The 20,150-nt window shown below is 64.1% G+C and carries 19 protein-coding genes; 7 read left to right on the forward strand and 12 right to left on the reverse strand.

Going from position 1 to position 20,150, the window contains the following annotated elements; genetic code table 11:
• Positions 1–60 precede the first annotated feature (60 nt).
• Complete coding sequence (locus MacB4_RS05410; RefSeq protein ID WP_206864816.1) at positions 61–462, reverse strand: thiol-disulfide oxidoreductase DCC family protein; 402 nt, start codon at positions 460–462, stop codon at positions 61–63.
• Positions 463–604: 142 nt separating this feature from the next.
• Here MacB4_RS05410 and lexA point away from each other — a divergent pair, with 142 nt between their 5' ends.
• The 4 genes from lexA (at position 605) to MacB4_RS05430 (ending at position 4,075) form a co-directional block, all read left to right on the forward strand.
• Entirely contained in the window at positions 605–1,213 is a 609-nt protein-coding gene (gene lexA / locus MacB4_RS05415; protein WP_206864817.1) for a transcriptional repressor LexA, read from the forward strand.
• A 186-nt stretch (positions 1,214–1,399) separates the two neighbouring features.
• Positions 1,400–2,152 (forward strand): glycosyltransferase, encoded by a 753-nt coding sequence (locus tag MacB4_RS05420; RefSeq protein WP_206864818.1) that lies wholly within the window; start codon positions 1,400–1,402, stop codon positions 2,150–2,152.
• A complete protein-coding gene (locus tag MacB4_RS05425) occupies positions 2,127–2,906 on the forward strand; it encodes a polysaccharide deacetylase (protein ID WP_206864819.1) in 780 nt (259 codons plus the stop codon). The genes MacB4_RS05420 and MacB4_RS05425 overlap by 26 nt, the downstream gene beginning before the upstream one ends.
• Positions 2,903–4,075 (forward strand): glycosyltransferase family 87 protein, encoded by a 1,173-nt coding sequence (locus tag MacB4_RS05430; RefSeq protein WP_206864820.1) that lies wholly within the window; start codon positions 2,903–2,905, stop codon positions 4,073–4,075. The genes MacB4_RS05425 and MacB4_RS05430 overlap by 4 nt, the downstream gene beginning before the upstream one ends.
• Here MacB4_RS05430 and MacB4_RS05435 read toward each other — a convergent pair.
• From MacB4_RS05435 to trpA, 7 genes are all read right to left on the reverse strand, one after another.
• Positions 4,072–5,379, reverse strand: a complete 1,308-nt coding sequence (locus MacB4_RS05435; RefSeq protein ID WP_206864821.1) for an aspartyl protease family protein — start codon at positions 5,377–5,379, stop codon at positions 4,072–4,074. The two genes, MacB4_RS05430 and MacB4_RS05435, sit on opposite strands and share 4 nt — an antisense overlap.
• A 6-nt stretch (positions 5,380–5,385) precedes the next feature.
• A complete protein-coding gene (gene hisF, locus MacB4_RS05440; protein ID WP_206864822.1) occupies positions 5,386–6,159 on the reverse strand; it encodes an imidazole glycerol phosphate synthase subunit HisF in 774 nt (257 codons plus the stop codon).
• On the reverse strand, positions 6,149–6,661 hold the full coding sequence (locus tag MacB4_RS05445; protein ID WP_206864823.1) for a tRNA (cytidine(34)-2'-O)-methyltransferase: 513 nt from the start codon (positions 6,659–6,661) through the stop codon (positions 6,149–6,151). The genes hisF and MacB4_RS05445 overlap by 11 nt, the downstream gene beginning before the upstream one ends.
• On the reverse strand, positions 6,658–7,581 hold the full coding sequence (gene truA, locus MacB4_RS05450) for a tRNA pseudouridine(38-40) synthase TruA (RefSeq protein ID WP_242529354.1): 924 nt from the start codon (positions 7,579–7,581) through the stop codon (positions 6,658–6,660). Before truA ends, MacB4_RS05445 begins: the two co-directional genes overlap by 4 nt.
• 116 nt (positions 7,582–7,697) lie before the next feature.
• Positions 7,698–8,396 carry an acyloxyacyl hydrolase gene (locus tag MacB4_RS05455; RefSeq protein WP_206864824.1) on the reverse strand — a complete coding sequence of 233 codons (699 nt, stop codon included), beginning with the start codon at positions 8,394–8,396 and terminating at the stop codon, positions 7,698–7,700.
• Positions 8,397–8,471: 75 nt separating this feature from the next.
• Positions 8,472–8,894 carry a Holliday junction resolvase RuvX gene (gene ruvX / locus MacB4_RS05460; RefSeq protein ID WP_206864825.1) on the reverse strand — a complete coding sequence of 141 codons (423 nt, stop codon included), beginning with the start codon at positions 8,892–8,894 and terminating at the stop codon, positions 8,472–8,474.
• Positions 8,875–9,750: a tryptophan synthase subunit alpha gene (gene trpA / locus MacB4_RS05465; RefSeq protein WP_206864826.1), complete on the reverse strand. Its 876-nt coding sequence runs from the start codon at positions 9,748–9,750 to the stop codon at positions 8,875–8,877. The genes ruvX and trpA overlap by 20 nt, the downstream gene beginning before the upstream one ends.
• A 217-nt stretch (positions 9,751–9,967) precedes the next feature.
• Between trpA and gltB the strand changes: the two genes are divergently transcribed.
• Positions 9,968–14,536: a glutamate synthase large subunit gene (gltB, locus tag MacB4_RS05470; RefSeq protein ID WP_206864827.1), complete on the forward strand. Its 4,569-nt coding sequence runs from the start codon at positions 9,968–9,970 to the stop codon at positions 14,534–14,536.
• 13 nt (positions 14,537–14,549) lie between these two features.
• Here gltB and MacB4_RS05475 read toward each other — a convergent pair whose 3' ends face one another.
• On the reverse strand, positions 14,550–15,176 hold the full coding sequence (locus MacB4_RS05475) for an MIP/aquaporin family protein (RefSeq protein WP_206864828.1): 627 nt from the start codon (positions 15,174–15,176) through the stop codon (positions 14,550–14,552).
• A gap of 517 nt (positions 15,177–15,693) precedes the next feature.
• Positions 15,694–16,041 carry a LysM peptidoglycan-binding domain-containing protein gene (locus MacB4_RS05480; protein ID WP_206864829.1) on the reverse strand — a complete coding sequence of 116 codons (348 nt, stop codon included), beginning with the start codon at positions 16,039–16,041 and terminating at the stop codon, positions 15,694–15,696.
• Positions 16,042–16,144: 103 nt separating this feature from the next.
• Between MacB4_RS05480 and MacB4_RS05485 the strand changes: the two genes are divergently transcribed.
• Together MacB4_RS05485 and MacB4_RS05490 are read left to right on the forward strand one after the other, a co-directional pair.
• The gene (locus MacB4_RS05485; protein ID WP_370569413.1) at positions 16,145–17,689 is read left to right on the forward strand and encodes a YifB family Mg chelatase-like AAA ATPase; all 1,545 of its coding nucleotides are present in this window, start codon (positions 16,145–16,147) and stop codon (positions 17,687–17,689) included.
• A gap of 77 nt (positions 17,690–17,766) precedes the next feature.
• On the forward strand, positions 17,767–18,609 hold the full coding sequence (locus MacB4_RS05490; protein WP_206864830.1) for an outer membrane lipoprotein-sorting protein: 843 nt from the start codon (positions 17,767–17,769) through the stop codon (positions 18,607–18,609).
• Here the strand turns inward: MacB4_RS05490 and glmM are convergent.
• Both glmM and MacB4_RS05500 read right to left on the reverse strand, forming a co-directional pair.
• Positions 18,598–19,968: a phosphoglucosamine mutase gene (gene glmM, locus MacB4_RS05495; protein WP_206864831.1), complete on the reverse strand. Its 1,371-nt coding sequence runs from the start codon at positions 19,966–19,968 to the stop codon at positions 18,598–18,600. The two genes, MacB4_RS05490 and glmM, sit on opposite strands and share 12 nt — an antisense overlap.
• Before the next feature lie 14 nt (positions 19,969–19,982).
• A complete protein-coding gene (locus tag MacB4_RS05500) occupies positions 19,983–20,120 on the reverse strand; it encodes a hypothetical protein (protein ID WP_177316926.1) in 138 nt (45 codons plus the stop codon).
• Positions 20,121–20,150: the final 30 nt, after the last annotated feature.

The raw sequence follows: 20,150 nt of genomic DNA on the forward strand, positions 1-20,150 counted from the left end.
CCCGCCCTTCCCGAAGCGGAAGGGCAGCAGGCGAAGAGAAAGGAAGCACTCTCCGCTCGTTCAATCGAGAAAATATCGCTCCTCTTCCTCGTTCGGCCTCCGGCAGGTCGCTCCCTTCCCGGATAAGCGATAGCGGCGAGCCGCCACAAGATCGTAGAATCGATCGAGCCAAGGCTCAGGGAGGACGCCGAGCAGGGTCGCCAGCCAGCGGAACCGCGGCAGCTGCCGCAATACCCGAACGACCGCCCTCCCGCGCAGGAGCACTTCGCGTCTTCCCTCCTCCTCCCATACGACAACCACCGATTCAGATCCGGCCAACGGTCCGCTCCTCTCGGCTTCCCGACGGAACCGAGCTCCCTGGAGCGGCGCGAATCGGAACACCCGCTTGCGATCGTGGCGCAACACGAACCAGACAAAGCGGTTGCACAGGCCGCAGCCTCCGTCGAAAAAAATGATTCCCATCTCTGCGCGGACAATCCGTCCCTACACCACTCTGGCCTCCCCCTCCCGCTCGTCCAAGGGGAAAGGGCGCTCCAGAAGGGGTTGCGCTCCTCCCCTCGGGAAAACAGTTGACAAGCCTTACTCGGCCTTCCACTGATGTGTTATGCTCGTGGATAAGCAAGGTTCGCGGACGCGCATCCTCCGCTTCATCGAGTCGTATCTCCAGCGCCATCACCGGCCGCCGACGGTTCGAGAAATCCAGCACGGATGCGGCTTCCGCAGCCCGCGAGCCGTCTCCTACCAGCTCGAGCGCCTCGAGGCGATGGGATCGATCTCCCGGCAGAAGAACTCCCGGGGAATCCTGTTGCGGAAACAGGTGGAAGAGGGATTCCCCATTCCGTTCTTCCCTTCCATTCCGGCCGGTTCGCCGATCCTCGCCCAGGAGCCGAAGGCGGAGACACTGCGGCTCACTCCGGAATCCCTGGGAGTTTCCGACCGTGCCGCCTGCTTCGCGGTGCGCGTCCACGGTTCGAGCATGATCGGGGCGGGCATTCTCGACGGAGATCTGGCGTTGATCGAAAGGAAGCCCGCTCGGGAGGGTCAGGTTGTCGCAGCGCTCATCGACGGAGAATGCACGCTCAAGCGGCTGATTCTCGATCCGACGCACGGCTGCGTGCTTCGTTCGGAGAATCCCGCCTTCGCCGATTTGCGCCCCGCACGCGACCTTTCCGTCCAGGGCGTGTTGGTCGCGATCGTACGCAAAGTGGGGTAGGGTTGGGCTGGAAGCAAACCGCGATGCCAATGCCGATGCTCTTTCTTTCCGCAGTTGCGGCTTGCCAGGGAGCCCCTCTCCTCCGTTTCCTAATCCGAGCGGTTTGGCTGGACGGCGCGGGCCGGACGGCGTAATCCGCCAGGACGATCGGCCACAAGGGAACTCGATCGAGTTTCGTTTCTTCGCGTGCACCCTTCTCTCTCCATCGTGCTGCCCCTCTTCAATGAAGCGGGAATTGCCACTGCGGTCGCCGCTCGGGTCACGAGCTTTGCCGAATACCACCCCGATTACGAGTTCCTCCTGGTCGACGACGGCTCCGTTGACGCCACGCCAACCATTCTCTCCGAGTTCCTTGCGAAGCGGAGGCTCCCCAATGTCCGACTTCTTCGCTATGCGTGCAATCGCGGGAAAGGGCACGCGATCCTCTTCGGATTCCGAGAAGCCCGCGGAGCCTCTTTCTGCTTCACCGATGGCGACCTCGCCTACCCGCTCGACGATCTCGACCGGATCGTCGCGGAGCTCCGAAGATCCGATGTCGTGATCGGCTCCCGCTCCCCCTGCCGCGCCTCTCAGGGTGCGCCGAATCTCAGCCGCCGCTTCCTCGGCGTCGCCTACAATCGGCTCACCCGTTTCCTCCTGGGCCTTCCCTACGCGGACACCCAAGCCGGCTTGAAAGGATTCCGCCGGGAGCCGGCCGAACGGCTCTTTTCTCTTCTCCATTCCACCGGCTTCTCCTTTGACGTCGAGCTCCTTTTTTTGGCAAGGAAGCTGGGATTGCGAATTTGCGAAATGCCCGTGCAGCCGGTGAGGGAACATTCCTACAAGACCGGCAAGGTAAAGCTCCTGCGCGACTCCGCAGCGATGCTGGCGGATCTCTGCAGGATCCGGCTGCGGGATTGGATGGGGCTTTACCATGAGCGCCGCACGCGCACTCCTTAGCTTCGACCTCGAGGAGTTCGATATCCCCATGGAATTCGGGCGGACACTGCCCGAGGGAGAGCAGATCGAAGTGGCTCTCGTCGGGCTCCGTCGATTGATGCCGCTTTTAGCGGATCGCAAGATCGTCTCCACGTTTTTCTCGACCGCCTTCTTCGCGATGAAGGCCCCGGAGGAGGTTCGAGCGCTGGGACTGACCCAGGAGATCGCCTCCCATGGATTCGCGCACACCGGTTTTACGCCATCCGATCCCGATCGCTCGAAACGGGTGCTGGAGGAGATTACGGGCAAGCGGGTCTATGGCTATCGAAGCCCGCGCTTCCGCCCCGTAGCGGACCAGCTCCTGCAGAACGCCGGTTACCTCTATAACTCTTCGGAGAACCCGACCTTCCTGCCGGGGCGCTACTGCCGCTTCTTCGCCCCGCGCAAGGCCTACCGGAAGGGCGAGCTCCTCCAGATCCCGGTTTCGGTCTCTCCCTGGATTCGCTTTCCGTTCTTCTGGCTGGCATTCAAGAACACGCCGGCGCCTCTCTTCCGGGCGGCCGCCGCCTGGACTCTGGCGGAATCGGGCTATCTCCACCTCGTCTTTCATCCTTGGGAGTTCGCGGATCTGGGCGGCTATGGCCTACCCCGCTGGATCTCTTCCCCCTGCGGAGGGGAGCTGCTCGACCGGTTCGCTTCGTTCCTCGACTGGCTCGGGGCGAGAGCCCGGTTCACGACCCTTGCGGACTTTGCCACCGCCTTCCTCGTGCGATGAAACCCAGCTCCCGGGAAAACCCCCTCACGCGCGCCGGACTCCTCCTCTGGCTCGGCTATCTCGTTCTCCTCTCCCTGGTGGTCGCTCACGCACCCGAGCATGCGGTGACCCCCACCTATGCCGAGGCAAGCCGATCCTGGTGGGAGCATCGGAACCTCTACAACCTGCAGAGCGTACATGGATTCCTCTACCTGCCTCAATCGGCGATCCTCTATACCCCCTTTGCGCTCCTTCCTCCGGTACCCAGGGAGATTCTCTGGCGGGCCGTGAATCTCGCCATCGTCGCCAGCGCCCTCGCCCGCCTGGCCCGCTTCCTCCCCCGCCCGACCCGCTCCTTCATCCTCCTGAGCCTCCTTACGATCCCCGCCTCCCTCGCCTCCGCCCGCAACGGCCAAACCAACCTGCCCCTGGCGGGTGCCATGATCCATGGCTTCCTCGAAGCCTCGAACGCCCGGGAGAATCGGGCCGCTGCCTGGTTTCTCCTGGGCTTGGCCTACAAGCCGGTCTCGATCGTCCCCTACTTATTGGCGGGAGCCCTCTACCCACGCCTCCGCCGGTCGCTGATCCTCGGGACTCTTCTCCTTCTGGCACTGCCCTGGCTCTTCGGATCCGCCGGGTTCGTCTTCGACCAGTATCAGCAATTCTGGCAGAAGTTTCTCCTCTCCGGCCAGCCCGACGAGCCGATCTTCTCGGACCTCTCGGGCCTGCTGAATGCGGTAGGGATCTCCCTCCCTTCGGCTTGGCTCTTTGCCTGCCGCGCGCTCGCGGCCCCGCTGACGCTCCTGCTCGGCCGGGTCGCCCTCCGGCGCGATCCGACCCGCGGGGCCCTCTGGCTCGACGGCTTCGCCGCAGCCTACTTGATGCTCTTCAATCCAAGGACGGAGGCCAATTCCTACATCCTCCTCGCCCCGGCAACGGCCTTTTTCGCGCTGGGGGAGCTCTCGCTCGGCCAGCGAGCGAGCGCGGCGTGCCTCATGGGGATTACGCTCGGGCTGGGCTCTTCGAGCTACGGACCCATTCACGGCTGGACCCATCTCTGGTTCCAGCCTCTCCTCGCCCTGCTCTTCTTCGGTTACCTCGCCTTTCGCTGCCTTCGTCCGATGCCCGCGGCCGATCCGGCGACGCCGTCCTCCTTCGGCACCCGCAGGGACGAGGAGTCCGTGGGCTAAGTTTCGCGCTCTGGCATCGCCAGGCGGACGCGCATCCGGGAGAAATCGATCGTCACCCGGAAGCGCCGACAAAAACCGCTTCCAAGAAAGCCCCCCAAGGGGAGACCTTCTCCCTGCTCGATCCGCTGGGGAAACGGGGCGATGACGCCCGAGAGATGGTGCGCCGAGAAGCCCGCGAACCGGACCTCGGGAAGGAGGATCGGCGAGGCGAGGTAGCGCCCTCCCACCCCGAAATAGCGATCTCCCCGACTCGATGGCGTGAGGCCGAGTCGGCGCGCCGCCCGCCGGCTGAGCGCAAGCGCGGTCTCGGCCGCGCCCGTGTCGAGGAAGACCAAGAGCCTCTCCCGCGAGGCCACTTCCATGGGAACTACGAGGAGCCCGCCCGGGGTCAGCCGCAGAGGTACTTCAGCGGCCCGGACGCCGGCGCTGGCCGGAGCGCTCCGGCCCGTCCCGCTCCTCTCCGCTTTCTGCAAGGAGAGACGCCGCCTCGGGTAGTCGAGGGTGACGACGAAATGCTGCAGAAACTCCGACCCCAGGATTCCATCAAACGACTCGCCCACCCGCTCTGGTTGGCGGAGATCGACGACCACGACGGGAATGTTACGGACCTCGGTGGCACCGAATCGGAGCGAATCAAGTCGGCCCAGCTTTCCGCTCGCGCTTCTGGCGCCAGCCCCGATGAGCTGGGCGGATCCTGCCGGAGGAAGCCGAATCTCTTCGGCCAGGCGCCGGTCCAAGACCACGCAGGACGCTCCGGTATCGACCAGGAAGTTGGCCCATCGCTTCCCCCCGACGAGGACTGGCACCACCGGCCGCAAACCGGACCCGACCCAGTCGAGCTGGATCTCGTCGGGTCCTCTCTGCAGAAAGGGGGCCTCCCTTCCGAACCCGGCCAGCTGATCCGCTTCGGCTTCTCCACCCAGGAGCCGCAAGAGATCGGCCGCATCGCGAAAACGCCCTTCCCGCCGCCAGAGGACCGCCAGCAGGGAGGCCGCTTCCGGATCCCTTCCCCGGACGCGCAAGGCGCGCTCGAGGGCGCGCTCGGCTTGCGGCCAATCGCCCCGCTGGAGCGCAACGGCACCGAGCAGCTTCCAGGATTCTCCTTCCTCCGGATGAACAACCGCTTCCTTCCGGGCGAGGCGCGCCGCCTCTTCGAGATTTCCCTCCGCCACCTGCTGGCGAGCCTGAGCGAGAAGATCCAGGGCATGCGCGGACCACGGGAGGGCCGCTCCTCGGGCCAGAGAGAGCAAGAGAATCAGGCCGCTCAAGCGCAAGGCCGCTTTCCACCCGGTGCTCCGGCCCATAGGCTTCTAAATCCGGACGGGGACGCCTTGCGCCCGCAGGAAGCGTTTGACCTCGGGGATCGAGACCTCCCCCGAATGAAAGATCCCGGCCGCAAGAGCCGCGTCCGCATGGCCCGAAAGAAAGACCTCGCCGAAATCCTCGATCTTCCCCGCACCTCCGCTGGCGACGACAGGCACGGGAAGCGCGTCCGCCAGAAGGCGAACGAGTGCCCGATCGTATCCGTTTTTCATCCCGTCGCTGTCGATGCTGTTGCAAACGACTTCTCCGGCCCCCAGCTCGACCCCTTTCCGCGCCCAAGCGAGCACCTCCCAGGGGGTCTCGCGTCTGCCTCCGTGGCTGCAGACCTGCCAGGATCCAGGGCCGGTTCTCCGGACATCGATCGAAAGCACGATGCACTGCGCACCAAAGCGCTCCGCGCCCGCGCGGATCAAGCTGGGATCCGCCAGGGCGGCGGTATTCACGCTCACCTTGTCCGCACCTGCGAGCAGCATTTCTCGAATATCCTCGAGGGTACGGACTCCGCCTCCCGCCGTCAGCGGAATGAAGCAACGATCCGAAACCGCGCAGAGGACGTCGAGAAGCGCCGTCCGACCCTCCACGCTCGCCGTGATGTCGTAGAAAACGAGCTCGTCCGCACCTTGGTCGTTGTAACGAGCAGCTAAGGCGATCGGATCTCCGACGTCCCGCAAGCCCCCTTCCTCGGCCCTTCCAAACTGCTGCCCGCGGGTCACGCGCCCGGAATGAACGTCCAGGCAGGGAATGATCCGCCTAGCCAGCACCGCCGCTCTCCTTCCCTTCTTCCCGCTCCCCTCCTCTCATCGTGAGCTGCCGAATCGCCTCGTAGAGGACGATCGACACCGCATTTGCCAGGTTCAGGCTCCGCACCTTCGCGTTTAGGATCGGGATCGTGAACACATGGGTTGGATCTTCCTCCAAGAGCCGCCGGGGCAACCCTCGGCTCTCCTGGCCGAAGAGAAGGACATCGCCGCGCCGGTAGAGCGCCTCCGTATACCGGCGGTAGGGGCCGGTTTCAAAGAAAAGAAGCCGGCGGCCCGCCAAGGCGGCACGAAACTCCTCCCAGGACTCCCACTGCCGGACGACCGCCTCCGACCAATAGTCGAGCCCCGCCCTCCGCACCGCCTGGTCGCTTAAGGAGAAGGGGAGCGGGCCAATCAGATGGAGCGTCGAGCGGGTCGCAGCACAGAGTCGGGCGACATTCCCGGTGTTCGGCGGGATCCGGGGTGCGATCAGCCCGATCTCCAAAAGAGCTTCTCCGCTCACTCGTACCTCGATCTCGTCCTCTGGTCTAACCGGGAGCAAGGCCCGCTTGTGCGAGAGTCTTCCGCACGGCGGTTCCGCCTCGCAGGCGCGTACTGAACGCGGAGAAGATAGAGGCCCCAAGGAGGGGCCGAGGCGGGGGCGCGCTTGCGATCCCGGCTTTCGAGGATCTCCTGGAGCCCGTCCCGCGATAATCGCCCCTTGCCCACGCGCACCAGCGCTCCGACGATGTTGCGGACCATGTGATAGAGAAAGCCATCGCCCGTGACCCGGATGCGCACGGAAGGCCCACGGCGATGCAGTGCCAGAGCCGAAATCGTGCGCACCGTCGAAGAATAGGCACGGCCGGGGTTGGTGGCGAAGGAGGAAAAGTCCTTCGTCCCTACAAAGAGATCGCCCGCCTCCCGCATGGCCGGCAGCGCCAAGGGGAAAGGAACGTGCCAGACCCGGTCCACGAGAAAGGGATCGAGCACCGCGTGGTTCCACACCCGATATTCGTAGGTCTTGGACCGGGCAGCAAACCGTGCATGAAATTCCGGGGGGGCCAGCTTGACCTCGCGCACCCGGACGGAATCCGGCAAAAAGTAGTTGAGGGCTCGCGCCAGCTCCTCGGGAATCAGCTTTCTTGGGGCCGCGAAGGAAGCCACCTGCCGCAGGGCATGCACGCCGGCGTCCGTCCGGCTGGCCCCCGTAACCGCGATCGGCCGACCCCAGATCCGTTCGATGGCTGATTCCAGAGCCTCCTGGATCGACGGCTTCCCCTTTTGCCGCTGCCAACCCGAAAAGGCGCTGCCGACGTAGGAAAGCTCGATTCGATGACCAATGAGCGGAGATTCCGCCGCCTCCTCGACGGAGGCTGCCCCCCGTTTCCTCATTTCTTCCGCATGCGGCATGGACACTTCATAATCCGTAGTCGCACTCATCTCAAGGGGCCGGACGACGAATCGGCAAGGGACGTTTCCTTTTTCCGATCACCAGCCAATGATTCCGATGCGCGCTGCCGGAAGGGTTCACCGGGCGCAATCGAGAGCGATCGAGCCTATTCCGATCCGAGCAGGTACGAAAAGCCGACCAGCCCTCCGACCTCGTTCACCCCGATGTTGCGCGCCGCCATATCGGCGTTGGACATGTGGTGGAAGAGCGCTTCGGCATTGATCGACCAGTGCTTCGAAAGCATGTAGCGGAATCCGGCCCCGGCTTGCGGCGTGAACTCGATCGCCTGCCCGACCATGGACTGGGTGGGCACCGTATAGGCATCGGTAAAAACAAAGCCAAGCCCCCCTTCGACGTAGGGGACGATCCGCCAGTTCGGCTGAACAAAGTTGTACCGGACGAAGACGTTGGGACCCACCACCACGTTCCCGCTCATGGGACCCGCGAAGATGCCACTCGCGTAGAGATCGAGAAGCACCTCGACATTGCCGCGGAAGAATCCGTGTCCCTTCGGCGTGGTCAGCATCCAGCCCCAGCTCAAGATAGTGGGCGCCTCGTCGAAGGTGTACCTCCCCCCCCCGCTCCCCAAGGAAAAGAGCGCCCCGGACATGACTTGAATTTCGTTGGTGCCTTCGTGATAGAGAGCCAACTCGGGAATGCTTTCCGTGTCGAGAGCCACCCCGCCCTTGGGATCGCTCGTTTCGGCAGCGGCCGACGCAGGATAGGAAGTACTAGACGCTCCCCGGGCGATCCCCAAAGGGCTCAGCACCCATAAGATCACTACGACCGCTAACGTCCTCCTCATAGGTCTAAAGTGGTTAGCAGCCGCAACACCATGACGGCCAGCTTTTTTTTCGTCTCCCCAGCAAGCCATGATCGCTCAAGTCTCCCGGAGGGTCAACTCGTCGAGATAAGACTGCAAGAGGATCGCGGCCGCCACCCCGTCGATCTTCTGCCGGCTCGCCTTCTCCTTCCGTCCGGCCTCACGCAGATAGTGGGCGGCGAGCTTCGTCGTCAGCCGCTCGTCCCGCAATTCGACCGGGATCGGGATGAGCTGCTTGCATTTCCGGGTAAATTCCCGGACGCGCTCCGCGGCCGGTCCGTAGGAGCCATCCATGTTCCGCGGAAGACCCACCAGGAGAAGGCTGACTTCGTAACGACGAATGAACTCCTTGAGCTCCCGGACGAATTCCGAAAACGGCTCTGCCGGGAGGTAACCGAGGGGCAAGGCTAGCGTGAGCGTCGGATCGTTGACGGCTACACCGATCCGCTTGCTCCCATAATCAAGCGCAAGGATGCCCAACTCTCCCTCTTTCTCCCGCAGGCTCCCGGAGCGGGGCTGCGGGCACGCCCTTCCCCGATGCACGATGCACCCCTTCCGCCAGCCTCCGCGCAAAATGCTCGATCCTTTCGCACAGATCCGCTGCCGCACCCCAGGCCCCGATCCGCTCCACGAGGGCGCTGCCGACCACCACCCCATCGGCATAAGCCGCCACGGTGGCGGCCTGCTCGGGAGTGGAGATGCCAAAGCCGACGCAGGCCGGTACTGTGCAGAGCGTCCGCATCGAGCGGACGAGATCCTCGGCTTCGGCGGGAGCTTCGTCGCGCACCCCGGTGGTTCCGAGGCGAGCCACGCAGTAAAGAAAGCCTTCCGCGGCTTGGGCAATCGCCTGCCGGCGCGCTGGCGCGGTGGTCGGAGCCACCAGGTGGATCCGAGTGAGTCCTCTCTCCAGCGATTCGAGCCCGGGTAGCCTCTCTTCCAAGGGCAGGTCGACCAGCAGGACGCCGTCGACCCCCACCCGGCTTGCTTCGCTGGCAAACCGCTCAAGGCCCATTCGCAGCAGCGGGTTGAGATAGCTAAAGAGAACGATCGGAAGGCTCGAGCCTTTGCGGATCTCGGCGACGGTCTCTAGCACGCCCTCAACCGTGGCTCCCGCCCGCAACGCGCGGTGGGCGGCCGCCTGATTGACCTCTCCGTCCGCCAGGGGATCCGAAAAGGGAATCCCCAGCTCGACGAGATCCGCTCCCGCCCGTTCCAAGGAGAGCACGAGGTCCCGGGTAGCAGAAAGGGTTGGATCCCCTGCCGTGACGTAGGGAATGAACGCCCGCCTCCCCTCGACGGAGAGGGAGCGAAACTTCTCCGCGATCCGACCGCTCACAAGACGGTTCCTGCTTTTCGCATCTCTCCCCATGGACGGCATCGCGGACCCTCTCCCGCACGAAGAGGATAGCTCAACTTTTAAGCTAGTTCCTCCCGCGCCCCCGCTCCAGCATTTTCCTATGCCCTCGATCGATCCCTCTCCCGCGAACCGCCCTTCTTTCTCATTTGTGAGCGGAATCCTTGCTTCCAAGGAAGATTTTCGTAATTTTACCCGAATGTCCGTTGGGAACCACTCGAAACAGAACCACCCGGTCCCGGCCTCCCTATGGCACTCGAGCACGGAGCGGGCCAGTTGCGGCGTCGGCTTCGTCTCCACCTTGACAGGGACGCCTTCGCACAAGATCGTGGAGAGCGCGCTCTCCTGCGTCTGCTCCCTCTCCCACCGGGGAGCGGTCGATGCGGACATGAAAACCGGAGACGGAGCCGGGGTAATGACCCAGCTTCCGGCGCGTCTCTTCCGGAAGGACATCGAGAAGTGGGGCGCCAAGCTGTACCGGGATGACGACTTGGGCGTAGGGTTTTGCTTCCTCCCTCCGGAAGACGCCTACGAGCAGGCGCATTGCCGCAAGCTCGTTCAGGAGTCCCTCGCCGAGCACGGCCTTTTCGTCTTCGGCTGGCGCAAGGTTCCGGTTCATATGGACGCGCTCGGCGACAAGGCGGCGCGCACCTGCCCGGAGCTGGAGCAGGTCTTGGTCGGCAGGCCGGAGGACCGCTCCCTTTCCTCCGTGGAGTACGAGCGGACGCTCTACCTCTGCCGCAAAAAGATCGAGCAGCGAATCGCCCGCGACGGCGTGAAGGAGTTCCACATGCCCTCCTTCTCGAGCCGTACGATCGTCTACAAGGGGCTCTTCGTCTCGCCGCAGCTTTCGAAGTTTTATCGCGATTTGCACGATCCCGCCTTCGAGACGGCACTCGCGGTCTACCACCAGCGCTACAGTACCAACACCTTCCCGGCCTGGCAGCTCGCCCAGCCGTTTCGTGTGCTCGGTCACAACGGAGAGATCAACACGATCCTGGGAAACCGCCTCTGGATGCGGGCTCGCGAGAAGGATCTCTCCGGCTCTCTCTGGGGGGCGGAGGCCGCCCACCTTGCTCCGCTCTTGCTGCCCGCCGCGAGCGATTCGGCCAACCTCGACAATGCAGTCGAGCTCCTCCTGCACTCCGGCTACGACCTGCTGCATGCCATGCTCATGCTGGTGCCGGCGGCCTGGCAGGCGGAGCCTCGGCTCTCTCCCGACGAGCGGGCCTTCTATGAATATCACGAGCTCTTGAGTGAGCCCTGGGACGGGCCGGCGGCCCTCGTCTTCTCCGATGGCCGGACGGTAGGCGCCTGTCTTGATCGCAATGGGTTGCGACCGATCCGATACAAGGTCACCGAGGACGGAACCGTCGTTCTGGGCTCCGAGGCGGGCATCGGCGGTCTCGACGAGAAGACGGTCGTCGAAAAGGGACGGCTGGGTCCGGGTGAGATTTTCGCGGTCGACACCGTTTCCCGACGCCTCGTTCACAGCCGGGAAATCAAGAAGAGCTTTACCGGCCGGCTCCCCTACCGCGAATGGCTGAGCGCCCATAGCCACCGTCTTGCTTCGGCGCCGCCTGCGCTGACCCCGCCCCCCTCGGCAGAGTCCGGTTTCCTTCCGGAATTGCTCGCCTTCGGCTACGACGAGGAGGAGATCAAGCAGGTCCTCAAGCCGATGGCGGAACGAGGAGAAGAGGGGATCGGGTCGATGGGCGACGATGCTCCGCCCGCCGCACTCTCCCGGGAACCACGCATCCTCTACTGGTACTTCCGCCAGCTTTTCGCACAGGTCACCAATCCCCCCATCGATCCCTTGCGGGAGCGGCTGGTCATGTCTCTGGAAATGTGGGTCGGCCAGCGCCCAAATCCGCTCGTGCACCGCCTGCCCGAGGGAGACGTGGTCCGGCTCTCCACACCTTTCTTGACCGATGCCGAGCTCGCGGAGCTCCGCAGCCGGCCCGAGCCGGGTCTCCGGAGCCAGACGATCTCGTGCCTCTTCCCCACCGCGGAAGGGGAGGAGGGTTTCGTTCGGCGCCTCTCGGAGATTCGCAAGGAGGCCGATGCGGCGGTGGAAAGCGGTGCCTCGATCCTGGTGCTGAGCGACTGCGGTGTTTCGCCGGGCGAAACCCCCGTGCCGATGCTCCTGGCCGTCGGCGCAGTCCATCATCACCTCATTCGCGCTGGAAGGCGGATGCGGGCAACCCTACTTTGCGAAACCGGAGAATGCCGGGACGTCCACCATTTTGCGTGCCTGATCGGGTTCGGGGCGACCGCCGTCAACCCCTATCTCGCCCTGCGGCTCTATGGCGATCTCGCCATCCGGGGCGAACTCAAGACGCCTCCGGAGCTCGTCCTGAGGAACTATCAAAAGGCCATCGAAAAGGGGCTGCTCAAGATCCTGTCGAAGATGGGCATTTCCACCCTCTGGAGCTATCACGGCGCGCAGCTCTTCGAGGCCTTGGGGCTCGGGGGGGAAGTCATTCAGGAATGCTTCGAGGGGGTCGTCTCCCATTTGGGAGGAATCGGCTACCGCGAGCTCGCGCAGGAGGCGCTCGCCCGACACTCGACCGCCTTCCGCTCGGAATCGAAGCTGACCGATCGCGGTCACTACCGATTCCGAAGGGAGGGAGAGCGTCACGCGGTCACTCCCCTGCTGATCCAGAGCATCCACACCTTCGTCGGGCTCAAGGGGCAGGACAAGGCGGGTCGGAATGAGGACTACCGAAAGATCGGGGAATCCCTGACGACCAATCTGCCCCTCGCCCTGCGGGATTGTCTCCGGTTTCGAGTGCGGGAATCCATTCCGGTTTCGGAGGTCGAGCCTGTCGAGGAGATCCGGCGCCGCTTTACGACGGCGGGAATGTCTCTGGGAGCCCTCTCGGCGGAGGCCCACCAGACCTTGGCCCTCGCCCTCAACCGAATCGGGGGCAAGTCGAACACGGGCGAAGGAGGGGAAGACCGGGTGCGCTTCGCACGCCTGCCGAACGGCGATTCTCTCAACAGCGCGATCAAGCAGGTCGCCTCCGGGCGTTTCGGCGTCACCGCAGAATATCTGGCCAGTGCATCGGAAATCGAGATCAAGATGGCACAAGGCTCGAAGCCAGGAGAGGGAGGCCAGCTCCCCGGACACAAGGTCTCCGCCCTGATTGCCCGATTGCGCCGGAGCACCCCGGGGGTGATGCTCATCTCCCCTCCGCCGCATCATGACATCTACAGCATCGAGGATCTCGCCCAGCTCATCTACGACCTGAAGCAGGTCAATCCGCGAGCCCGGATCTGCGTGAAGCTCGTTTCCGAGGCCGGAGTGGGGGCGATCGCTGCTGGGGTGGCCAAGGCTCACGCCGACGTGATCCTGATCAGCGGCCACGATGGAGGCACGGGAGCTTCCCCCCTCTCTTCGATCAAGTATGCGGGCAGTCCCTGGGAGATCGGACTGGCCGATACTCAGCGGGTGCTCCTGGCCAACGGATTGCGGAGCCGCGTGACCCTCCGGACCGATGGAGGAATGCGAACCGGCCGCGACATCGTCATCGGCGGTCTCCTGGGTGCCGAGGAGTTCAACTTCGGAACCATGGCCCTGATCGCGCTGGGCTGCGTCTACATACGGCAGTGCCATCTCAACACCTGCCCCACGGGGATCGCGACACAAGACGAACGGCTGCGAGGGAAATTCCGAGGGACGCCGGAGGGCTTGATCGCCTTCTTCGATGCGGTGAGCCAGGAGGTGCGCGAAATCCTCGCCGGCCTCGGCGCCCGCAGCTTCAATGAGATCATCGGGCGAGCCGAGCTTCTGGAGCGGAAGGAGATCCCAGACCACCCCAAGGCAAACCGGATCGAGCTCGGGACGCTGCTCTCATTCCCTGGAGTAGGAGAAACCGAGCCTCGCTTCCACACTTGGGAACGGAACGATCCGCAGGGCGACCGCCCGCTGGACGACATCCTGCTTCAGGAGGCGAAGACCGCAATTCATTCCAAGGAGCCGATCGAGCTGCACCACCGGGTCCGGAATGTCCACCGCTCCATCGGGGCGGGACTCTCCGGAGAGATCGCCTACCATTTCGGCGACGATGGGCTGCCCGAGGGGACGATCCGCCTGCATCTTGCGGGAACCGCGGGCCAGAGCCTGGGAGCCTTCCTGGTCAAAGGGATCACGATCCTCCTGGAGGGAGAAGCAAACGATTATGTCGGGAAAGGCATGTCCGGCGGCGAGATTGCCCTCGTTCCGCCTTCCGGTTGCCGCTACCGGCCCGAGCAGAGCGTCATTTGCGGCAACACCGTGCTCTACGGCGCGACGGGCGGATTCCTTTTCGTGCGCGGGAAGGCCGGGGAGCGGTTTGCCGTCCGCAATAGCGGGGCGCTTGCGGTCGTCGAAGGCATCGGGGACCATGGCTGCGAGTATATGACCGGCGGAGTCGTGGTCGTGCTGGGTCCCACCGGGAAGAATTTCGGAGCCGGGATGTCTGGGGGGCTTGCCTTCGTCTTCGACGAGGAAGGATGCTTCGAGGAGCGCTGCAACCCGGAAATGGTGCGTCCGGAGCGGCTGACGCTCCCGGAAGATGAGCGACAGCTCCACGAGCTCCTCTATCGCCATCTGGAGAGAACCGGTAGCGCTCCGGCGGAAAGAATCCTTCGCGAGTGGGAACGATTCCGACCGCTCTTCTGGAAGATCGTTCCCTTTCCGCCCACCGCCAAGCCTGCCGAGGCTCCGATGCCGGAACGGACGCGGGCCGTCACAAGCGCGTCCTCCGTCGAGCCGCGTAGCTGACCAGGGCGACGGGTCAACGGTCTTCTGGATTGAGGCTCAGGAAGACCCAAGCGGCACACGCACCCGCCAGGAGCTCCGCGATCCAGTAGAGAGCCAAGCTCGGCCAGGGAATCAGCCCGATCCAGCCCAGCCCGACGGCGACCGCAGGGTTGAAGGCTCCCCCGGAGATCGATCCAACCGAAAACGCGCCCACCATCACCGTGATGCCGATGGCCAGACCGTAGAAGGAGTTCCCGGTCGTTCCCTTGGCCGTCGCCACGTTGAGGACCACGTAGACCAGCGCAAACGTAAAGAGGAATTCCGCCAGGAAAGCCGGACCCATGGAGACCTCCATCCGGGTGACCGGAGCGTTTCCCTTGATCGCCTGTGCAGCAACCGACGCCACGATCGCGCCAGCTCCCTGGGCGACCCAGTACGGGAGAACGTCCTGCATGGCGCATCGGCCACGCAGCCAAGCCCCGAGCGTTACCGCAGGATTGTAATGTCCCCCGGAGAGATGGCCGCCGGCAAAGACCATCACCATGAGCGCCGATCCGATCGCCAGCGGGGCGAGGACCCCCGTGGACGCCCCGATCACGCAGCAGCCTATCGTGAGCATGAGAAAGAAGGTCCCGATCAACTCGCAAAGATACTTTCGCATGATCCCATCCCTCCGTGTGTCCGGTGGTCCGTAGCCCGACAATCGGCTGAGCGCACGGTCTCTTGCGTGAACCAGAAACTCTCATCTTGCTAGTACAACCCGACGAAAGGCCGGACAAGTTACATTTCCCGGGGCTTAGCGATTCTTCATCGAAAGGCTCCCGTTGCCGATGAGAATCTTGCTCGGCGGTTCGCTTCTCTCTTGGAAGGGAACGTGACTCGGGGGAGTGACCGATCGAAAACGTCCCCGCCCGCTTGCCCGTAATGCTTGGTCACACCGAAGAACCAGGAGAAGGCCGGGAGGGTGCCGGCGTGACATCTCACTCAGCAACGAATGAGCGACAGCCTCGATTCTGGCAAGCCGTCTTTTGCCCGACAAGCTTGCAACGGAGTCGGACGCTCTTTTGCCTACTAGCGTCCGATGTGCGGCGAGCGCCCCGTTGCGGGCGGTGCGCCGCGGGAGCCGGCGTTCCGGATTGAACCATGAGGCTGAGGCGCGGGCCCGCGTCCAGTCTATCCTATTGCGGCGTTCCCGCCGGCGGATTCGGCGTTGAAGGGGGCATCGGGCTCCCCGAAGGTGTCTCGGCTTCGCCCTGCTTTCCCTTGGGTGAAGGAGGGGGAACGATGAGCTCCTGTCCGATCTGGAGCCGGTCGTTCTTCAATCCGTTCGCCTTGCGGAGCGCTTCGACTGTAATCTTGAATCGCCGGCTGATCTTCCATAGGGAATCGCCCTGCTTGACCGCATACTTCGTCGATCCCGGTGGAGGCGGTTCGGCCGCCGCTTCGACGGACGACGGCGCCGCGGATTCCGCGGCTGGTAGGGAACGCGGCGTTCCCCCGCACCAAAGCAAGGCGATCAATCCCATGGAAGAACAGAGACGAAAGAGATTCCTATACATGCGATCATCATAAGTTGCTTTTGCGGCAAGAGAAGACGGAACCTTCCCGTTTCCCGGAAAAAGTGGGAGAATGGGCGCCCGCATGCTCGCCCGGATCTGTTCGGCCTCGCTTTGGGGAGTCGACGCGTTGCGCGTCGAAGTCGAGGTCGACAACTCCCCCGGAGCGTTTCTGACACGGGTGGTCGGGTTGCCCGACGCCGCTGTGCGCGAAAGCCTCCATCGGGTTTCCACGGCATTGCAAAACGCCGGGTTTCGCTCGCCCATCGGCCGCACGACGATCAACCTGGCCCCGGCCGATCTCCGGAAGGAAGGGCCCAGCTTCGATCTTCCCATCGCTCTCGCACTCCTCGCCGCCACGGGTCAACTGGAGAGCCCGTACCTCGGAGACTTCTGGGCGTTCGGCGAGCTCGCGCTCTCTGGAGAGCTTCGGCCCGTCCGCGGCGTCCTCTCTGCCGCCCTGGAAGCCCAGCGGCAGCGGGCCAAGCATATCCTGCTACCCGCGGCGAACGCAGCGGAAGCGGCGGTGGTCTCGGGTATCCGAATCCACACGGCTGGAGGTCTCGCAGAAGCCGCCGCTGTTCTTCGCGATCCGGAATCTTCGCCACTACCAGATGGCTCGCGTTTTCTCTTGGCCCCCGAACTCCCGAGCGAGCTTGACTTCGCGGACGTCAAGGGCCAGATCGCCGCCAAGCGGGCCCTGGAAATCGCCGTCGCCGGCGGGCATAATGTGCTGCTCATCGGCCCGCCGGGAAGCGGAAAATCGATGCTCGCCCAGCGGCTTCCCTCGATCTTCCCGCCCATGACGCTCGAGGAGTCGATCGAAGCGACCCGGATCCACAGTGTCGCCGGTCTGCTGCCCAACGGTGGCGGGCTCATACGCCACCGCCCGTTTCGCTCACCGCACCACTCGACCTCCGACGCGGGCCTCGTCGGCGGAGGACCTCGCCTGATTCCCGGCGAAGTCAGCCTCGCCCACCACGGGGTTCTTTTTCTCGACGAGCTTCCCGAATTCAGCCGGAACTCCCTGGAGGCACTCCGGCAGCCGCTCGAGGATGGGAAGCTCACCCTCTCACGGGCGGCGGGAACGGTCACCTTTCCCGCTGGCTTCATGCTAGTGGCGGCCATGAATCCCTCACCAACCGGCGGCTTCGACGACGCTGTTCGCGGCAAGTGCACGCCTGGGGCGATGCGGCGCTACCTCAACCGGATTTCCGGTCCTCTGCTCGACCGGATCGATCTTCACGTGGAGGTCCCCGCCGTCGACCGGGAGCTGCTCCTTCGCGTCGAGGAGGCGGAGAGCTCGGCGGCGATGCGACGCCGGGTGGAAGAGGCCCGCGCAATTCAGACCCGGAGGCTGTCGGGGCGGCGCAAGATCCACTCCAATGCCCGAATGGGCGCCCGCGAGATTACTCGCTTCTGCGTCCTCTCTCCCCCCTGCGCAGGCTTCCTCTCCCAGGCTCTTTCCGATCTCGGCCTGTCAGCGAGGGCCTTCCACCGGATCCTCAAGGTCGCCCGGACCATCGCCGACTTGGGAGGACGGGAAGAGTTGCGCGAGGAAGACCTGGCCGAAGCGATCGGGTTCCGCTCGCTCGATCGCCGGATCTGGGGCGAGTGAGCCCGCAAAAGACCTTCCCCGCGCTTTCTCTTTGGAAAAATGGCGGAGTCGGGTCTAGGTTATGGCGGTTCGCTTGCATGAGACGCACTGCTGACTCGAATCGATCCTCGCGCTGGTCCCGCTCGAGTGCCAAAGCCGCCTTGGCCCTGGCCGGTGCCTTTTGGCTCTTCGCACTGATTTCGCCTGCCCGCTCAACACCCGATCCCGCCAAACCCGGCCCGCCGATCGAATTTCTGCAGGGGCGCTTCTGGAAGAACTTCCGCCTCCAGGACTTCGCTCTGCACGGGGTGATCGAGTCGGAGCGGGAGAGTTACCCGATCCAGCTCATCCTTCACGACCGCAAGATGATTTACGATTTTGAGAATCCCCCGTTCCAGATTCGCGTCGAGATTCAGCCGGAGCAAAGCATCGTCGAGCGGCGCAGACAGAAGCGGGAGCCCTGGCAACCCGTTTCCGGCCGGGCACGGATGAGCCCGATTCTTGACACCGATATCACCTATGAGGATCTCTGCCTCGACTTCATGCGGTGGGAACGGATCCGCCCTCTGGGGACCGATCATATCAAGACGTTGACCGCCTGGGCCTTCGATGCCGTTCCGCCTCCGGGCACGAGCGCCTATACCAAGGTGCGCTACTGGATCGCCGCGGAGTATTACGCGCTCTTGCGAGCCGACGGGTACAACGGGGCGGGCGAGCTGATCAAACGCCTGGAAGTCAACGGCGTCCAGAGGATCGGGGAAGCCTATGTGATCAAGGAAATGCAGGTTTCCTCCTTCGACCCGAAGAAGGAGAGCTCCTCGCGCACGTTGATCAACATTCGCCGCGGAGAAGCGCTTCCCCCGGAAGCGCGCACCGTACCCTCGGGCACCGGAGCCCGCTGTCCCCGCACACCCGGCTTGGCCTCCCACCTAGGAAACTAAAATTTCCTCGCGACGGAGGGCGAGAAGCAGCCGCTCTTCCCACTTTTCCAAGACGTCCGGCTCGGGCCCCTCGATCAGGAGACGGATCTTCGGTTCGGTTCCGGAATAGCGGAGAAGGATTCGTCCCTGCGCTCCCAAGGCACGCTCGGCCTCGTCGACCGTCTCTGCCACCCTCGGCATGTTCTCGAGCGGCCTCTTCTCGCGGACCACCCAGTTGACCTGCCGCTGAGGATATTTCCGCAAGCAGCGGCGGAGCTCCGCAAGCGGGCTGCCCGTGGTCGAGACGATCCGGAGAATTTCGAGCCCCGCGCGCAGTCCGTCGGCGCTCGAAGCCTGGTCCAGGAGCAAAATATGCCCCGATTGCTCTCCGCCGAGATTGAGCCCGCGGGCGCGCATGGCCGCCGCGACATGCCGATCCCCAACCGGTGTTCGCACGACCCGGATCCCGACCTCCTGCAGCATCCGATCGAGCCCAAGATTGCTCATGACCGTAGCCGCCACCGTCTCATGGGCAAGAACCTGCCGGCGATGATAGTCGAGAGCCAGGATGGCCAAGAGGTCGTCGCCGTCGAGAACTTCGCCCTCATGGTCGCAACAGAGCAGCCGATCTCCGTCCCCATCGAGGGCCAAGCCGAGGTCCGCGTCGGCCATCCGGACGAGCCCGGAGAGTTTTTCCGGATGCATGCTGCCGCAATCGAGATTGATGTTGATCCCGTTGGGGCTCGCGGAGAAGACAAACGGCTTCCCTCCCAGGCGGGCGAAGAGCGGGGCAACCAAGTGCGACGCGGCTCCGTTGGCCCCGTCGACGACGATCCGAAGCCGGGAAATATCTCCGCCAGCCGGCCAATGGCGCTGCAGTGAATCGAGGTAGAGATCCCGGGCCTGCGGAAGGGGCTCGAGCCGCCCCACCCGCGAACCGGCGGGCCCCTGAAAAGAAAGCCAGGGATAATCGGAAAGCCGGCAGGCAATCTCCCGCTCGACCTCTTCCGGAAGCTTGGCCCCGTCGGGGCCAAAAAGCTTGATCCCGTTGTCCGGAAACGGGTTGTGCGAGGCGCTGATCATGACCCCCCCCGCAGCTCCGAGGGACCGGGCTAGATCGCCCACCGCTGGAGTGGGCAGCACGCCCAGACAGACCGCATCCACGCCGGCGGAAAGAATCCCCGAGACCAGGGCCGATTCGAGCATCTCGCTCGAAATTCGTGGGTCGCGCCCGACGACGATCTTTCTTTTTTCCCCTGCTGCCAGAAAGGAGGCGGCGATCGCTCCCACCGCGACGGCAACCGTCGGGGTCAGCGGATGACGATTCGCCCTTCCCCGAATGCCGTCGGTTCCAAACAGTGGCTGCGTTGGTTGCCTCATCCGCTGCTCCCGGGCTACTTTGCCAAGCCTAGCGAGGAGAGAATCTGGTCGATCGAACCGGGTTCAATCGATTCTCGGAGAATCGCCCACACGGCGATCGCAAGAACCAGAGAAATCACCTTCTGTTTCCAATTCTCCAGCAGCCGGCTCATGGCCAAGTCCCCATCTGCTCGCGCATTGTC

The sequence above is a fragment of the Methylacidimicrobium sp. B4 genome, from assembly GCF_017310545.1.
Lineage (GTDB): Bacteria > Verrucomicrobiota > Verrucomicrobiia > Methylacidiphilales > Methylacidiphilaceae > Methylacidimicrobium.

Excerpts from the sequence above, each read along its gene's own strand:
- MacB4_RS05410 (WP_206864816.1), bottom strand. The coding sequence starts at position 462 with ATGGGAATCATTTTTTTCGACGGAGGCTGCGGCCTGTGCAACCGCTTT.
- lexA (WP_206864817.1), top strand. The coding sequence starts at position 605 with ATGCTCGTGGATAAGCAAGGTTCGCGGACGCGCATCCTCCGCTTCATC.
- MacB4_RS05425 (WP_206864819.1), top strand. The coding sequence starts at position 2,127 with ATGAGCGCCGCACGCGCACTCCTTAGCTTCGACCTCGAGGAGTTCGAT.
- MacB4_RS05430 (WP_206864820.1), top strand. The coding sequence starts at position 2,903 with ATGAAACCCAGCTCCCGGGAAAACCCCCTCACGCGCGCCGGACTCCTC.
- MacB4_RS05435 (WP_206864821.1), bottom strand. The coding sequence starts at position 5,379 with ATGGGCCGGAGCACCGGGTGGAAAGCGGCCTTGCGCTTGAGCGGCCTG.
- truA (WP_242529354.1), bottom strand. The coding sequence starts at position 7,581 with ATGAGTGCGACTACGGATTATGAAGTGTCCATGCCGCATGCGGAAGAA.
- MacB4_RS05455 (WP_206864824.1), bottom strand. The coding sequence starts at position 8,396 with ATGAGGAGGACGTTAGCGGTCGTAGTGATCTTATGGGTGCTGAGCCCT.
- gltB (WP_206864827.1), top strand. The coding sequence starts at position 9,968 with ATGTCCGTTGGGAACCACTCGAAACAGAACCACCCGGTCCCGGCCTCC.
- MacB4_RS05475 (WP_206864828.1), bottom strand. The coding sequence starts at position 15,176 with ATGCGAAAGTATCTTTGCGAGTTGATCGGGACCTTCTTTCTCATGCTC.
- MacB4_RS05480 (WP_206864829.1), bottom strand. The coding sequence starts at position 16,041 with ATGGGATTGATCGCCTTGCTTTGGTGCGGGGGAACGCCGCGTTCCCTA.
- MacB4_RS05485 (WP_370569413.1), top strand. The coding sequence starts at position 16,145 with ATGGGCGCCCGCATGCTCGCCCGGATCTGTTCGGCCTCGCTTTGGGGA.
- MacB4_RS05490 (WP_206864830.1), top strand. The coding sequence starts at position 17,767 with ATGAGACGCACTGCTGACTCGAATCGATCCTCGCGCTGGTCCCGCTCG.
- glmM (WP_206864831.1), bottom strand. The coding sequence starts at position 19,968 with ATGAGGCAACCAACGCAGCCACTGTTTGGAACCGACGGCATTCGGGGA.
- MacB4_RS05500 (WP_177316926.1), bottom strand. The coding sequence starts at position 20,120 with ATGAGCCGGCTGCTGGAGAATTGGAAACAGAAGGTGATTTCTCTGGTT.